The organism is Stutzerimonas kunmingensis, from assembly GCF_900114065.1.
Taxonomy (GTDB): domain Bacteria; phylum Pseudomonadota; class Gammaproteobacteria; order Pseudomonadales; family Pseudomonadaceae; genus Stutzerimonas; species Stutzerimonas kunmingensis.
Genome location: NZ_FORS01000007.1, coordinates 118,471 through 133,264 on the forward strand (window position 1 = coordinate 118,471; position 14,794 = coordinate 133,264).

12 protein-coding genes are annotated in these 14,794 nt (G+C 65.3%); 6 read left to right on the top strand and 6 right to left on the bottom strand.

From position 1 onward, the window contains the following. On the top strand, window positions 1-3,045 hold the full coding sequence (locus BM275_RS16790; protein ID WP_041015980.1) for an efflux RND transporter permease subunit: 3,045 nt from the start codon (window positions 1-3) through the stop codon (window positions 3,043-3,045). Continuing rightward, complete coding sequence (locus tag BM275_RS16795; protein ID WP_090522447.1) at window positions 3,042-4,523, top strand: efflux transporter outer membrane subunit; 1,482 nt, start codon at window positions 3,042-3,044, stop codon at window positions 4,521-4,523. Before BM275_RS16790 ends, BM275_RS16795 begins: the two co-directional genes overlap by 4 nt. A gap of 90 nt (window positions 4,524-4,613) precedes the next feature. Here BM275_RS16795 and BM275_RS16800 read toward each other — a convergent pair whose 3' ends face one another. Beyond that, the gene (locus tag BM275_RS16800; protein WP_014819082.1) at window positions 4,614-5,504 is read right to left on the bottom strand and encodes a PA4780 family RIO1-like protein kinase; all 891 of its coding nucleotides are present in this window, start codon (window positions 5,502-5,504) and stop codon (window positions 4,614-4,616) included. Window positions 5,505-5,661: 157 nt separating this feature from the next. Here BM275_RS16800 and ada point away from each other — a divergent pair, with 157 nt between their 5' ends. From ada to BM275_RS16815, 3 genes are read left to right on the top strand one after another with little or no spacing between them, the layout of a single operon-like run. After that, on the top strand, window positions 5,662-6,702 hold the full coding sequence (gene ada, locus BM275_RS16805; RefSeq protein WP_041016076.1) for a bifunctional DNA-binding transcriptional regulator/O6-methylguanine-DNA methyltransferase Ada: 1,041 nt from the start codon (window positions 5,662-5,664) through the stop codon (window positions 6,700-6,702). Window positions 6,703-6,754: 52 nt separating this feature from the next. After that, entirely contained in the window at window positions 6,755-6,997 is a 243-nt protein-coding gene (locus BM275_RS16810; RefSeq protein ID WP_041015978.1) for a hypothetical protein, read from the top strand. Between the two features lie 51 nt (window positions 6,998-7,048). After that, the gene (locus tag BM275_RS16815; RefSeq protein WP_090522449.1) at window positions 7,049-7,834 is read left to right on the top strand and encodes a TatD family hydrolase; all 786 of its coding nucleotides are present in this window, start codon (window positions 7,049-7,051) and stop codon (window positions 7,832-7,834) included. 12 nt (window positions 7,835-7,846) lie between these two features. Here BM275_RS16815 and BM275_RS16820 read toward each other — a convergent pair whose 3' ends face one another. The 4 genes from BM275_RS16820 to nfi form a co-directional block, all read right to left on the bottom strand. Further along, window positions 7,847-9,877 (bottom strand): methyl-accepting chemotaxis protein, encoded by a 2,031-nt coding sequence (locus BM275_RS16820; RefSeq protein ID WP_090522451.1) that lies wholly within the window; start codon window positions 9,875-9,877, stop codon window positions 7,847-7,849. 265 nt (window positions 9,878-10,142) lie between these two features. Beyond that, on the bottom strand, window positions 10,143-10,979 hold the full coding sequence (gene ampE, locus BM275_RS16825) for a regulatory signaling modulator protein AmpE (RefSeq protein WP_090522453.1): 837 nt from the start codon (window positions 10,977-10,979) through the stop codon (window positions 10,143-10,145). Between the two features lie 15 nt (window positions 10,980-10,994). Continuing rightward, a complete protein-coding gene (gene ampD / locus BM275_RS16830; protein WP_014819076.1) occupies window positions 10,995-11,546 on the bottom strand; it encodes a 1,6-anhydro-N-acetylmuramyl-L-alanine amidase AmpD in 552 nt (183 codons plus the stop codon). Window positions 11,547-11,648: 102 nt separating this feature from the next. Then, the gene (gene nfi, locus BM275_RS16835) at window positions 11,649-12,377 is read right to left on the bottom strand and encodes a deoxyribonuclease V (protein WP_014819075.1); all 729 of its coding nucleotides are present in this window, start codon (window positions 12,375-12,377) and stop codon (window positions 11,649-11,651) included. 157 nt (window positions 12,378-12,534) lie between these two features. Here nfi and BM275_RS16840 point away from each other — a divergent pair, with 157 nt between their 5' ends. Further along, complete coding sequence (locus BM275_RS16840) at window positions 12,535-13,524, top strand: GlxA family transcriptional regulator (protein WP_023447164.1); 990 nt, start codon at window positions 12,535-12,537, stop codon at window positions 13,522-13,524. Between the two features lie 159 nt (window positions 13,525-13,683). On the opposite strand, the gene zapE is transcribed toward BM275_RS16840, so the two are convergent. Continuing rightward, window positions 13,684-14,778: a cell division protein ZapE gene (zapE, locus tag BM275_RS16845; protein WP_014819073.1), complete on the bottom strand. Its 1,095-nt coding sequence runs from the start codon at window positions 14,776-14,778 to the stop codon at window positions 13,684-13,686. Window positions 14,779-14,794: the final 16 nt, after the last annotated feature.

Consider the following 14,794-nt stretch of genomic DNA (forward strand, 5'->3'; position numbering starts at 1 on the left):
ATGGATTTCGCCCGCTACGCCATCACCCGCCCGGTCAACATCTGGATTCTGGTACTGATCTGTCTGTTCGGCGGCACCCTCGCCTTCTTCGAGATCGGTCGCCTGGAAGACCCTGAGTTCACCATCAAGCAGGCCATCGTCAATGTGCAATACCCCGGCGCCACGGCGCTGGAGGTCGAGCAGCAGGTAACCGAGCCGCTGGAGAGCGCCATCCAGCAGATGTCGCAGATCAAGGAGATTCGCTCGCGCTCAATGCCGGGCATCGCCGAGATACGCGTGGAGATGCAGGATCGCTACGACGGCGATGCGCTGCCGCAGATCTGGGACGAGCTGCGTAACAAGATCGACGATGCCCAGGGCGACCTGCCGCCGGGCATAGAACCGCCGATGGTGAATGACGATTTCGGTGATGTTTACGGCATCTTCTACGCCCTGACCGGTGACGGCCTGACGCTCAAGGAACTGCACGAAACCGCCAAGGACCTGCGCCGCGCCCTGCTCACTGCAGATGGCGTCGGCAAAGTGGAGATCGCTGGGGTACAGGAAGAGCGCATTCTGGTGGAGGTCGATCAGGCGCAGCTGGCCGCACTGGGCGTCGCCCCCGACGAGATCGCCGCGGCGCTGGCCGATACCGATGCTGCCGTCGATGCCGGCGGGGTCGGTGCCGGCGACTTTTTCGTACGCCTGCGCCCCAGCGGCGCCTTCGATTCCCTCGACGAGTTGCGGGCGCTGCCAGTCGGCCAGGGCCCGCAGCGGGTCGAACTGGGCGCCATCGCGAAGCTCTCGCGGGAATACGCCGAGCGGCCACAACAGATCATCCGCCACAACGGCCAGCAGGCTTTAACGCTCGGCATCAGCGGGGTATCCGGGGCGAATATCGTCGAGGTCGGGCATAGCGTCGAAGCGGTCCTGCAGGCCAACGAGCACCGCATGCCGCTGGGCGCCGAACTGCATCCGCTGTACGAGCAGCACCAGATCGTCGATGAGTCGGTGAACAGCTTCGCGCTCAACGTGTTCCTCTCGGTGGCCATCGTGGTCGGCGTGCTGTGCATCGCCATGGGTCTGCGCGCCGGCATCATCATTGGCGCGGTGCTGTTTCTCACCGTGCTCGGCACGCTGCTGGTGATGTGGCTGGCGGGCATCGAGTTGGAGCGGATTTCCCTCGGCGCACTGATCATCGCCATGGGCATGCTGGTCGACAACGCGGTGGTGGTCTGTGACGGCATGCTGGTGCGCCAGCGCCAGGGCAAGAGCATCCTCGAAGCCTCCCAGGAAACGCTGCAACAGACGCAGTGGCCGCTGCTCGGCGCCACCATCATCGGCATCCTCGCCTTCGCCGGCATCGGCCTGTCCCAGGACACCACCGGCGAATTCCTCTTCTCGCTGTTCTTCGTCATCGCCGTGTCGCTGCTGCTCAGCTGGCTGCTGGCGCTGCTGCTGGTGCCGCTGTTCGGCCATTACCTGCTGCGCAATGCCAAGACCGACGAGGACCCGGACGCGGCCTACAACGGCCCCTGGTACAACCGTTATCGGCGGCTGGCCGGTGGCGTGCTGCATCGGCCGTGGCTGACCATCGGCGTGCTGGTGGTGCTGACGGTGCTCAGCGCAGTGATCTTCACCCGCCTGCCGCAGAGCTTCTTCCCGCCGTCGAGCACACCGCTGTTCTACGTCAACCTGTTCCTGCCCCAGGGCACGCACATCCGCGATACCGCACGCATCGCGAGCGACGTCGAGGAGTACCTCGCCGAGATGGAAGGCGTCAGCGGCGTGTCCAGCTTCATCGGCGCCGGTGCCTCGCGCTTCATGCTGACCTACATGCCGGAGCAGCCGAACTCGTCGCTGATGCACTTCCTCGTGCGCACCGAGGATGCCGAGCTGATCGACGGCCTGGTGCGGCAGATCAACCAGGAATTGCCGCAACGCTACCCCTCGGCCGACGTCTCGGCCGCGCAGTTCATGTTCGGCCCCAATGCCGAGGCCAAGCTGGAAGCGCGCATCAGCGGCCCGGATATCGAGGTGCTGCGCGCGATCTCCGCCGAGGGTCGCAAGCGGCTGCAGGATGAGGGCAAGGTGTTCAACGTGCGCGACGACTGGCGTCAGCCGGTGCTGGTGCTGCGCCCGCAACTGGCGCTGGATCGCCTTGCCGACGCCGGGCTGACGCGCCAGGCGGTGGCGCGCGCCCTGGCCGCCGGTAGCGAGGGCCAGCGGGTCAGCCTGCTGCGCGAGCGCGACGAACTGATCCCGGTATTACTGCGTGCCGCGCCGGAGGACCGTGTCGGCAGCGACGACCTGCTGCAACGGCTGATCTGGAGCCCCGCCGGCACCGGCTACGTGCCGCTGGCGCAGGTCGCCGATGGCATCGAGCCGATCAGCGAGGACAGCATCATCGTGCGCTACGACCGCGAGCGCACCATCTCCATTCGCGCCGAGCCGCGCGATGGCGAGAACACCAACAAGGCACACCAGCGCATTCGCCCGCTGATCGAGGGCATCGAGCTGCCAGTCAACTACAGCCTCAAGTGGGGCGGCGATTACGAACAGTCCTCCGAGGCCCAGCAGGCGCTGGCCAGCACGCTGGCAGTGCCCTACCTGGCGATGGTGCTGGTCACCGTGTTGCTGTTTGCCCGGGTGCGCCAGCCGCTGATGATCTGGCTGGTGGTGCCCATGGCCATTTGCGGGGTGAGTTTCGGCCTGCTGCTTACCGGTCAGGCATTCGGCTTCATGGCGTTGCTCGGCCTGCTCAGCCTGACCGGCATGCTGATCAAGAATGCCGTGGTGCTGGTGGACGAGATCGACCGCCAGATCGCCGACGAAGTACCGCGCCTGACCGCCATCATCGAAGCCTCAGCGTCGCGCCTGCGACCGGTGATGATGGCCGCCGGCACCACGGTGCTGGGCATGGTGCCGCTGCTGTTCGATCCGTTCTTCGCCAACATGGCGGTGACCATCATGGGCGGCCTGGGCTTCGCCACGCTGCTGACCTTGCTCGCGGTGCCGTGCCTGTACCTGCTGTTCATGAAAGTGCGCCAGGAGGAAACCGCATGAGCGCCAAGCCTCTGGCCGTCCCACTGCTGCTCGTTCTGGCCCTGGGCGCCTGCTCCAGCGCACCGCAGCACGCCGAACCTCAGCTGCCGGAGGCCTGGTTCAGTGCCGCCGGCAGCCACGCGGCGGATGCCGAGACATTGGCTGCCTGGTGGCGCCAGTTCGATGACCCGCAGCTCACCGCGCTGGTTAGCCGCGCCATGCAGCAGAACCACGATGTACGCCTGGCGATGGCGCGCGTCACCGCAGCGCGAGCCCAGCTGCGCCAGTCGCGCGCCGGCCTGCTGCCGAGCTTCGATCTGCCTGGTTCGGCCAGCCGCCAGTGGAACGAGAACGATCAGGAAGCCGAACCCGACAGCCCGCTGGCCGACTTCATCCCCGACGACGACGTGATCAGCTTCGATACCTGGGAGCTGGCGCTGCAGGCGACCTGGGAGCTGGACCTGTTCGGCGCCACCCGTGCGCGACGTGACAGTGCCGCCCAGCAACTGCGCTCAGCCGAAGCGCAAACGATCGCCGCACGGCTGGCCGTGGCCTCAAATACAGCCCAGGGCTATCTGCAGCTGCGCGCATTGCAGGGCCAGCGCGCCTTGCTGGTCGAAGGCATCGAAGTGGCGCGCGAACTGGAGCGTATCGCCGGGCTGCTGTTCCACGCCGGCGAAGTGACCCGGCTGGACGTCGAAGCCACATCCGCCGAGCGGGCGTCGCTGGAAGCCGATCTGGACGAGCTGGACATTCACCTGGCCGAAGCGCAGCTGGCGCTGGACACCCTGCTCGCCGAGCCGCCGGGCAGCACCGCTGCACGTCTCGCCGCCAGCGCGCCGGTGCCACTGGCCGAGCAGCGCATCGCCCCGGGCCAGCCCATCGACCTGCTGCGCCGCCGCCCGGATCTTATCGCCGAAGCCGCACGGCTGGACGCCGCCGAGCTGCAATCGCTGGCCGCCCGCCGCGATCTGTTCCCCAAGCTGGCGGTGCAGGCCGCGGTGGGCCGCTCCGGCTTCGCTCTGGGAGACGCGATATCCGGCGCCTCGAACTTCGCCCGGGTCGGCGCGACGTTCGGCCTGCCATTGCTCGACTATCCTCGCCGCGGCGCCGCCATCGACCTCGCCGATGCCGAGGGCGAGACCGCCTATGTCGCCTTCGAACAGGCGCTGGCCCAAGCCCTGGAGGAAGTCGAACGGGGCCTGACGAGAATGGCCGGTCAGCAGCGCAGGCACGCATCCCTCAACCGCACCCGCGAGCACCGTGAACGGGCGCATCGGCTGGCGCAGCGCAGCTACGAGCTGGGTGAGGCGAACCTGAGCGAGGTACTGGACGCTCAGCGCGGTGCGCTACAGGCCCGCCAGCGGGCGCTGGAAGGCCGGAGCGCGCTGGCGACGGCGCAGGTGGCGTTGTATGTGGCGTTGGGGGGTGGGTGGAAGGCGGCGTCCGCGGATACCGCGGACGCTGGGGAAAACTCTACAGAGCAATCGACGCACTGAAGACCTTAACTGGCCGGATTCTTTGAAGACTCCCGCTAGTCGGCAAAAACACAGAAGCAGCAGTCTCCGGGGTTCGCCAGAGACTGCCGATCAGCCTTTCATCCACGGCGGCTCCGGCGGCTCATCCTTCGGCGCATCGTCCGCACCGCGCAAGGCCTCACGGCGCTCCTGCTCGGCCAGCGTGGCCTTGATCTCCCGCATTACCGCATCGATATCCGCGGCATCTTCCGGCTCGGCAAATTCCCCGGTCAGCTCGGTCTCGGTGGTCAGCTTGCCCTGCTCGTACAGCGCCCACATCTCCTTGGCGTACCGGGTGAACTTGAGTTCCGGCGCGAACTGTCCGAAATAGGCCGACATGTTGCCAACATCGCGCTCGAGCATTTCGAACGCATGGTTGTTGCCGGCCGCATCCACCGCCTGCGGCAGGTCGATGATCACCGGGCCGTGCTCGTCGAGCAGCACGTTGAATTCCGACAGATCACCGTGCACCAGCCCCGCGCAGAGCATCTTGACCACTTCGTGGATCATGAACGCATGGAACTCGCGGGCGTCGTCCGGATGCAGGTCGACGTCGTTCAGTCGCGGTGCGGCATCGCCATCTTCGCCGGCGATCATCTCCATCAGCAGCACGCCGTCGAGAAAGTCGTAGGGTTTGGGAACGCGCACGCCGGCATCGGCCAGGCGGAACAGCGCCGCAACCTCAGCGTTCTGCCAGTTGTCTTCCTTCTCCTTGCGCCCGTGCTTGGAGCCCTTGGCCATCGCGCGCGCATCGCGGCTGCTGCGCACCTTACGGCCTTCCTGGTATTTCACGGCCTGGCGGAAGCTGCGCTTGTTGGCTTCCTTGTAGACCTTGGCGCAGCGCAGCTCATCGCCACAGCGCACCACGTATACCGCTGCTTCCTTGCCGCTCATAAGCGGCCGCAGCACCTCGTCGATCAGGCCATCCTCGATCAGCGGTTCGAGTCGTTTAGGCGTTTTCATCAGCGGCTTGCAGGTCCTTCTCGGTCAGGGCGATGCTGCAGGTTACGGCAATCACGGGGCGGCTTCCATGCTCCCCATCGACTTTGAAAGCACGCTTTGGATTGGCGCACGTCCGGCCAGGACCGACAATTGCAGCATCAACCAGGGGAGTCGCGCGATGCTCGACCAGGACCGCTGCTGGCAAGCGCTATGCGAACGCGATGCCGCCTTCGATGGCCGCTTCGTGTTCGCCGTGCGCTCGACCGGTATTTTCTGCCGACCCAGCTGCCCAGCACGCCGGCCAGCTCGCGAGCGGACGGCGTTCTACACCGATCCAGCAGCAGCCCAGGCCGCCGGTTACCGGCCATGTCGCCGCTGTTCGCCCTGCGGCCCGAGCCCGAGCGAGCAGCTCGATGCACTGGTGATCGCCGCCTGCCGCCTGCTCGACGAAACCGAGACGCCGCTGCCGCTGCAGCAGCTGGCCGCGCGCATCGGGCTGTCGCCGGCCTACCTGTCACGAGCATTCAAGGCGCGCACCGGCATGACCCCGCGGGCGTGGTCGGCGGCGCGCCGCCGCGAACGTCTGGAAACCCACCTGACCGAGGCCGACTCGGTACTCGATGCCGCCCTCGCTGCCGGCTACTCCGGCACGCGGGCCCCTTATGCGGACGCCCAGGCACTGACACCGGCCCAGCGCCGCCGCAAAGGTGCGGGCGAAACCCTGCGCTACGCCCTGGCGCCCTGCCCACTCGGCCAGCTGCTGGTCGCCAGCAGCGACAAAGGCATCTGCGCCCTGCTGTTCGGCGACGACCAGACAGCGCTGGAAGACGAGCTGCGCTCACGCTTTGCCGCGGCACAGTTGCAGCGCGACCAGGAAGGCCTGGGTGAGTGGCTGCAGGCAATCGTCAGCCAACTGGAAGAACCGCAGCGTGCCGCCCAGCTGCCGCTTGACCTGCGCGGCACGGCCTTTCAGCAGCGCGTCTGGCAGGCGTTGCAGCAGATTCCCGCCGGCGAGACGCGTCGCTACGGTGAGCTGGCGGCAACCCTCGGCAGCCACGCCCGTGCGGTCGCCCGCGCCTGCGCCAGCAACCCCGTCGGCCTGCTGGTGCCCTGCCATCGCGTGGTCGGCAGTCATCAGGCGCTGACCGGCTATCGCTGGGGGCTGGAACGCAAGGCGGCGTTGCTTGAGCGCGAAGCACAAGGAGACTCGGGAGCCTGAGCGGATTTCGGCGGTCGGATACTTCAGTGCCGCCAACCGCAGGAAGCCCGCCATGACCGATCTGAAGCGTTACCGCATCCACTACTGCATCAACGGCGAGCCCGCCTCGCTGCTGATCAGCTCGTTCGAAGTGCCCGGTCTGGAGCAGGCCGAACTGGAAATACTGCTGCATTACGTCCGCGAGCCGCGTGCGGCGGTCGACGCCCCCTGGGAAAACCCGATACGCCCCAGCGAAGCCAGCCGGCTTGAAGAGCTGGGCGTCAGCGACATTCAGATCGAAGAGGAAAGCCACTGAAGGCCATGTAGCATTACGCGCCCGCCCACCGCCGACCGTACGGAGCCTGTCGTGCAGCTTATCGACACCCATACCCACCTCGATTTCGAGATGTTCGATGATGACAGGACCCAGGTCATCGCCCGCAGCGCGGCCGCTGGCGTCGAGCGCATCGTGGTACTCGGCGTGCACGAAGCGAATCTGGAGCGGGTCTGGCAGCTAGCCTGCGAGCAGCCAGCGGTTCATGCCGCGCTTGGCCTTCACCCGGTGTTCATCGCCGAGCACCGGGACGAGCACCTGGGCAAGCTGCGCGACTGGCTGGAGCAGCTACGCGGTGAGCCTAAACTCTGCGCCATCGGCGAGATCGGCCTGGACTATTACGTCGAGGACCCGGACATCGAGCGCCAGCACGAACTGCTCGAAGCGCAGCTGGCGCTGGCTGCGGAGTTCGAGCTGCCGGTGCTGCTGCACGTACGCCGCGCCCACGCACCGATGATCGCCATTCTCAAACGCTACAAGCTGCAGCGCGCCGGCATCGTGCACGCCTTCAGTGGCAGCTGGGAGGAAGCTCAGGAATACCTGCGCCTCGGCTTCAGGCTCGGCCTCGGGGGTGCCGGTACCTGGCCACAGGCGCTGCGCATGCAGCGGGTGCTCAAGCAACTGCCGCTGGAGGCCATCGTGCTGGAAACCGACTCGCCGGATATCCCACCAGCCGGCCACGCCGGCGAGCGCAACAGCCCGGAACTGCTGCCGGATATCTGCCGGATGCTGGCCGATCTGAAGGGTGTCAGCGCCGAAGAGCTGGCCGCAGCCAGCTATCGCAACAGCTGTGAACTGTTCGGCTGGCCGCAGCCCTGATCATCGCCGCGGTCAGACCCGGAACGCGCCGATCAGCTGCTGCAGGCGTCCCACCAGCTGGGACAGTTCGCGACTCGCCTGCTCGGTGTGCCCGGCGCCCTCGGCGGTGCGCTGGCCGGCCTCGTTGATCGCGACGATATTGCGATCGATATCGTGCGCCACGGCTGTCTGCTGCTCAGCCGCAGCGGCGATCTGCTGGTTCTGATCGACGATCAGCCCCACCGCGCCGAGGATGTTTTCCAGCGCCTGCTCGACCCGCCCCGACTGGCCAACGGTGTCTTCGGCCAGCGTATGGCTGGCATGCATGGTTTTCACCGCTGCGCCGACACCATTGTGCAGACGAGCGATCATCTGCTCGATTTCCGCGGTGGACTTCTGCGTCCGCTGCGCCAGCCCGCGCACCTCGTCTGCGACCACCGCGAAGCCACGGCCCTGCTCGCCCGCACGCGCGGCCTCGATGGCCGCATTGAGGGCCAGCAGGTTGGTCTGCTCGGCGATGGTCTTGATCACGTCCAGCACCTGGCTGATCGCCTTGCTGTCGTCGGCCAACTGGTTGATCACCTGCACCGACTGCTCGATCTCGACGGCCAGCCGCTGGATACCGCCGACCTGCGCTACCACCAGCTCGCGCCCGCTGACGGTTTCCTCGTTGACGCTCTGTGCGCTGCCAACTGCGGCCTCGGCACTGCTGGCGACCTCCTGGGCGGTGGCGGACATCTCGTTCATCGCCGTGGCGACCTGCTCGATCTGCCCACGCTGCTCGGATACCGTCTGATTGCTCTCGCCGGAGACGCTTTCGACCCGCTGTGCCTGGCGTTCGACTTCGGCGACGGTCTGCCCGACTCGCTCGATCAGCTCGCGGATCTGCGCCACGGTGGTATTGAACACCTGGCCCAGCTCGCCAAGCTCATCGCGGCTCTGTACCTGATAGCGCACGGTCATGTCACCGGCGGCGACCTTGTCCATGATCCTGCCGAGACTGTGCAGCGAGGCGCGCGTCGAGGCGTAGAAGCCTGCGTACAGATACGCCACCAGGCACAGCACCACCGCCAGTGCCGAAAGCAGCAGGGTCATGAGCAGGCGCTTCTGCTCCAGCCGCTCGGCAAGCTCCACCTCGAGGAAACCGAGAATGGCGTCGTTCAGCTCGTAGGTCTTGGCCATCTGCGCGCTGATGCGCTCGTAGAACTGCTCCCAAGGCAGGTCCAGCGCCTCGGCCATGATCACCTCGTCCTGCAGGATTTCGCTGCTCGCCTGCAGGGACTCACGGCTGGCGGTGGCGAAGGCGTCGAGCCGGGTACGCGCGGCCTGGCTTGCGCCCAGGGCATCCTGCAACTGTGCGGCGTACTGCGCCTGCTGCTTTTCCAGTTCCAGCACGAGGTTGTCCAGCGTATTGCTGGCATCGGAGTTCAGGTAGCCCTGGCCGAACGTGTAAGAGCCCACCGCGCGCCCCTCGCCGAGCGATGCGCTGATGGCCGGGGTTACCGTGGTCAGCAGCTCGGCCAACAGACGGACCTCACGCTCGAGATCCTGGCTGAGGCCGGACTGGCCGGCGACGAGCTTGATCATCACCTGCGACTGGCCCAGCAGGGACTCGGCCATGGCTGCCTTGGACTGCAACGATTGCTCGGCCTGGGCGGCGTTCAGCCCGGTCACCAGTTCGTCGCGACGGCTATTGAATTCAGCCACCTGCTCAGGCGCATCGCCAACGGGGACAAGTGCCTGCAGCTGCGCTGCCAGCGCGCTTTCGACGCGGTTCAAGCGAGTCTGCAGCGCCTCGACATTGCCGGTCTGGCCGATGATCGATTCAATATGCACGAGGTCTTTCCAGTCCTCCATGCTGCGCCGCACCTGCAAGGTCGAGCCAAGCAGTTCGAGACTCTGCAGCTCGTTGCGGGTACCGACATATGCCCGGTACGAGTCGCGAACCAGGTAGTAGTTGCTCAGCAGCATGGGAACGAAAAACAGGACGCTGACCAGGCTGAACTTCATACCGAAGCTCAGGCGGTTCATGAACGCAATCGCGGGATACAACAGACTATTCACACGACGTCTCCCAATTTTATTGGTATTGGCTTGCACGCAATTGCAACGCGCAGCAGGGCTCGTCAGAGAGTGGCATCTGCCCGGGTTATACGGGATATCGGTAGGCGTTTTTGTAACTTAAGGTAATGGCCAAATGATGGCTCTTCGACTGATATCAACCAGACGCTCGGCGAGGCGTCTGGCCTGCGGGTTACGGCGATTCGGCGGTGGAACCCCATACAGAGGCGTTATGGACTTCCATTAGCGGCGCCGCTGGCCAAGAGCCTCAGGCGAGGATCGTCCAGACTGCGATCACCGCATACCAGAACACCCGTGTACGTACGAGCAATGCCGCGATCCCGTCGAGCCTCGCGATGCCCGCCTCGCCGTCGACCGCGGGCGGCAGATCGGCGGCCAACGGACCGGCATCGGCCAACAGCCGCCGGGCTGGCACATCCCAGCTCAGCAACTCGTGCAGCAGCGCCCGGTTGACCGCGACGAAGTTGCCGACCAGCGCAAAACTGCCGAGCAACACCCGCACCGGCAACCAGTCGAAGGCATGCCGCAGCTGCTCGGCCCGCTCGCGCAACCCTTCGAGCTCGGTGTGCTCGGCGCACAGCGCCAGCAGCCGGTACGCCAGCGCCGCCATCGGCCCGAGCAGCAGGTACCAGAAGATCACCGCAAAAAAACCCTCGTGGCTGCGCCACAGCAGCCAGGACTGCACCGCTGCCAACAGGCTCGGCGGGTCCTGGGTCTGCAGGCCGGCGTCACGTTCGGCGGCCAGCGCGGCGGCCTCCTCATCTCCACGGCGCCAGGCGTCGCGGAACGCACCGAGTTCAGCCTTGGCATGGCCGCGGCCGAGGCTGTAGAGCAGCACCAGCAGATGCACAGGCAGGCTCAGCCACCCGTAGGCCAGCGGCTCCAGTGCCAGCAGCACCAGGCCGAGCAGCAGCACCGGGAGCAACACCAGCAACAGCAGCGCCAGCCAGGGCGTCTGTCGCAGACGCGGGCTGGCCTCCACCTGGCGCAGGCGCGTCAGCCAGGGGCTGTCGTATTGCAGCCGCGGCCGCCAATCAGAGAACTTCTCCACCAACAGCACGAGCAGGATCACCAGAAAACTCATCGTCCTTTCCTTTCGTCAGCAGGTAATGGAAGCCGCACGCAGCCGCTGCCAGTCGAATGCCGGGCCGGGATCGGTCTTGCGCCCCGGCGCGATATCGCTGTGGCCGCAAACCCGCTCGGGGGTAATCGCTGGAAACGCGCCCTGCAGTACCCGGCACAATCCGATCAGCGCCTGGTATTGCGCCTCACTGAAGGGTTGGTCGTCGGTCCCCTCCAGCTCGATGCCGATGGAGAAATCGTTGCAGCCCTCGCGACCGTCGAAGCAGGACACGCCGGCGTGCCAGGCACGATCCAGACAGGAGACGAACTGAGTGATCGCGCCATCACGCTCGATGAGAAAATGCGCCGACACCTGCAGCTCGGCGATCTCCTCGAAAAACGGGTGCTCATGGCACTGCAGACAATTCTGGAAGAACTGCTGAACCTTGCCGGTGCCGAACTGCCCCGGCGGCAGGCTGATGTTATGGATCACCAGCAGGGAAATCTCGCCGGCCGGCCGCTGGTTGAAGTTCGGTGACGGGCAGTGGCGAACGCCCTGACACCAACCGGTAGCGCAATCCAGAATCATCGTAGGGTCCGAGCTGACAACAGGCCCGCAGGCTAGCGCCTGCGAGACGCCAGCTGCAAGCGTCGCCACGGGCGCGGGCAATCCCGGTTACAACTGCTTTAGCTACTCGGCCGCTCCAGACAAGCGCCGCGCGGCGGCCTTTTCTTCCCGCCGCGATGCCAGCCGGTCGGCCAGCCGGGTCGGCTCCGGCAGGCGATAGCGCGTGACATAACGCATCACCAGCTGCGGTGCGGTGACGATGCTGACCCGGTTACCCGGGGAAATGATCAGCGGCCGCACCTTGTCCTTGCTGCGCAGCACGCAGCCGATCACTTCGCCGGTCTTCTTGTCGCGCAACTCGACCTGTGCACCACGCGCCAGTTCCAGCTCGTCGTGCGCCCCGGTGAGCAGCTTCTTTGCCACGCCGATGGTGGGCAGGCCGGTCACCACGCCCAGGTGAGCAGCAATGCCCAGGCGGCGCGGGTGGGCGATGCCGTGGCCGTCGGAAAAGATCAGGTCGGGAACGGCCGGCAGTTCGCCGAGCGCCTGCAGCACCGCGGGTAGCTCACGGAACGAAAGCAGGCCCGGAATGTAGGGCATGTTCGTCGGAATTCGCGCCAGGCTGCTGCCGACCAGCTCCAGGGTATCAGCATCCAGCAGCACTGCCGCGGCGCGGGTGATAGTGCCGCCATCCTCGAAACCGACATCCACCCCGGCGATCAATCGCAACGGTGGGAAGTCATCCTGCAAGCTCACCTGCGCCGCCAGGCTCTGCTGCATCGCACGCGCCGCGGCCGGGCTGCCGTCCCAATCGCCAAAAGGGGCTGTCGGATACTGACTGCTTTCACTCATCTCTTCGCTCCTGTGCATCAGCGGTTCGACGCCGGGTCGCTGTGACGGTTCAGCCGCATCGCTTCAGGGAAGGCTGGACAGATGCATGCAAAAATAGGACGCTCCAGCCGCCACACGGCAGATTTACCCTGTTACTCACCACAATAATTAGAATCGCATGCCCAATCTCGCCTCGATCCAGCGCGTCAGCATACTTGCCACCGAAGGGGTGTTCGCCTCGACACTCACCCAGGCCAAGGATTTCTTCCACATGGCCAGCCTGCGCTATGGCAAACAGCTCGGCCTTGACCTCACCCCTGCTTTCGAAACCCGTCTGGTCAGCCCGGACGGCAAGGCGGTAAATACCTTCAGCGGTATCGCCATCGCCGTGGATAGTCCGCTGGATGACGCCGATATGGTGATCCTGCCGGCCTTCTGGGGAGATTTCGATGCGCTCTGCGCGCAGCATCCGGGTGTGATGCCCTGGTTGCGCGAGCGTCACGCAGCAGGCAGCGTCATCTGTGGCGAAGCCACCGGCGTGTTCTGGATGGCCCAGGCGGGCCTGCTGGAAGGCCGCGAGGCGACCACCCACTGGCGCTTTGCCAATGACTTCGTCGAGCGCTTCCCCGGTGTGGCTTTCAGCGCCGACAAGCACCTCACCGACAGCGACAACCTCTACTGCGCAGGCGGCACGACCTCGGCCTGCGACCTGTACATGTATCTGGTCGAGCGCTTCTGCGGCGCACACGTGGCCCAGGGCATGGCGCGTGACGTGCTTTACGAGCTACAACGCAGTTACAGCCCGGGGCGCTTGGGTTTCGGCGGGCAGAAGCTGCATCTGGATACGCGGATTCTGCAGATACAGGAATGGCTGGAAGCCAACTTCGCCGAAAAGTTTCGCTTCGAGGACGTGGCGCGGCAGCATGGCATGAGCATTCGCAACTTCATGCGCCGCTTCCAGGCAGCCACCGGCGACAAGCCGCTGCACTATCTGCAACGCCTGCGGATCGAGACGGCGAAGAGCCTGCTCGCCACCACCGGCAAGAGCATCAAGACGATCAGCTACGAAGTGGGCTACGACGATGCGAGCTTCTTCGCCCGCCTTTTCCGCCAGCACACCGAGCTGTCACCCAATCACTACCGGCAGAAATACCGGCCTGAGTCGTAAGGGCGACCACGGAACAGCCAAGGCTGGCTTGCTGAAGCAGGTACCGACAGCTGGCATACGCCTTCTTGACGAAGACCGCGCCTACTAAGGCGCAGTGCCAGACGTTGCGAGAAAGCGGCCTTTGGCCGCGAAGAGTCGGTCTTCGCGGCCACGCCATGGTCAGGGCTTGTGCGGCCGCGACAGGTACTCGTGCGATTGCATTTCCAGCAGACGGCTCAGGGTGCGCTGGAATTCGAACTCCAGGCGACCACCGGTATAGAGGTCCTTGAGCTCGACCTCGGCAGAGATGATGAGCTTGACGTTGCGGTCGTAGAACTCGTCGACGAGGTTGATGAAGCGGCGCGCCATGTCGTCCTTGGTGACACTCATCTGCTCGACATTGGCCAGCAGGATGGCGCCGAATATCTTGCCCAGTTCGATGTAGTCGTTCTGGCTACGCGGCCCGTCGCAGAGCTCGCGGAACTCGAACCAGGCCACATCGTTGCCGGTCTTTACCGCACGGATTTCGCGGTTCTCGATCATCAGTGCGTCCTTGTCGACGACCCGGCAGTTCTCCGGCAGCAAGCTCTTGAAGCTGCGTTCCAGGCTCTGCTCGGCCTCGGCATCGAGCGGGAAGTGGAACAGCTCGGCCTGTTCCAGCGCACGCAGGCGATAGTCGATGCCGCTGTCGACGTTGACGATCTCGGTGTGCTTCTTCAGCAGCTCGATGGCCGGCAGGAAGCGCGCGCGCTGCAGACCGTCCTTGTACAGACCGTCCGGCACGATGTTGGAGGTCGCCACCAGGCTCACGCCGTTCTTGAACAGCTCTTCGAGCAGCGTGGCAAGAATCATCGCGTCGGTGATATCGGAGACGAAGAATTCGTCGAAGCAGATCACCCGCGACTCGTCGGCGAAGCGCTTGCCAATGATGGTCAGCGGGTTCTTTTCGCCCTTGAGCGTCTTCATTTCCTCGTGCACGCGCTTCATGAAGCGGTGAAAGTGCGTGCGCGTCTTCTGCTTGAACGGCAATGCGTCGAAGAAGGTATCAACGAGGTAGGTCTTGCCGCGGCCAACGCCGCCCCAGAAGTAGATGCCCTTGATCGGCTCCTGCTGTTTCTTGCCGAACAGCTTGCCGAGCAGGCCGCTCTTGCTGCGATCGTCGGCCACCAGATCGTCGTACAGACGTTGCAGGTGACGCACCGCATTTTCCTGGGCGGCATCGTGGAAGAAGTCAGGACGTTTCAGGTCGGCCTGATAGCGCTCAAGAGGGGTCATGGCGGAGTCTGGGTAG

Excerpts from the sequence above, each read along its gene's own strand:
- BM275_RS16790 (WP_041015980.1), top strand. The coding sequence starts at position 1 with ATGGATTTCGCCCGCTACGCCATCACCCGCCCGGTCAACATCTGGATT.
- BM275_RS16795 (WP_090522447.1), top strand. The coding sequence starts at position 3,042 with ATGAGCGCCAAGCCTCTGGCCGTCCCACTGCTGCTCGTTCTGGCCCTG.
- BM275_RS16800 (WP_014819082.1), bottom strand. The coding sequence starts at position 5,504 with ATGAAAACGCCTAAACGACTCGAACCGCTGATCGAGGATGGCCTGATC.
- ada (WP_041016076.1), top strand. The coding sequence starts at position 5,662 with ATGCTCGACCAGGACCGCTGCTGGCAAGCGCTATGCGAACGCGATGCC.
- BM275_RS16810 (WP_041015978.1), top strand. The coding sequence starts at position 6,755 with ATGACCGATCTGAAGCGTTACCGCATCCACTACTGCATCAACGGCGAG.
- ampE (WP_090522453.1), bottom strand. The coding sequence starts at position 10,979 with ATGAGTTTTCTGGTGATCCTGCTCGTGCTGTTGGTGGAGAAGTTCTCT.
- ampD (WP_014819076.1), bottom strand. The coding sequence starts at position 11,546 with ATGATTCTGGATTGCGCTACCGGTTGGTGTCAGGGCGTTCGCCACTGC.
- nfi (WP_014819075.1), bottom strand. The coding sequence starts at position 12,377 with ATGAGTGAAAGCAGTCAGTATCCGACAGCCCCTTTTGGCGATTGGGAC.
- BM275_RS16840 (WP_023447164.1), top strand. The coding sequence starts at position 12,535 with ATGCCCAATCTCGCCTCGATCCAGCGCGTCAGCATACTTGCCACCGAA.
- zapE (WP_014819073.1), bottom strand. The coding sequence starts at position 14,778 with ATGACCCCTCTTGAGCGCTATCAGGCCGACCTGAAACGTCCTGACTTC.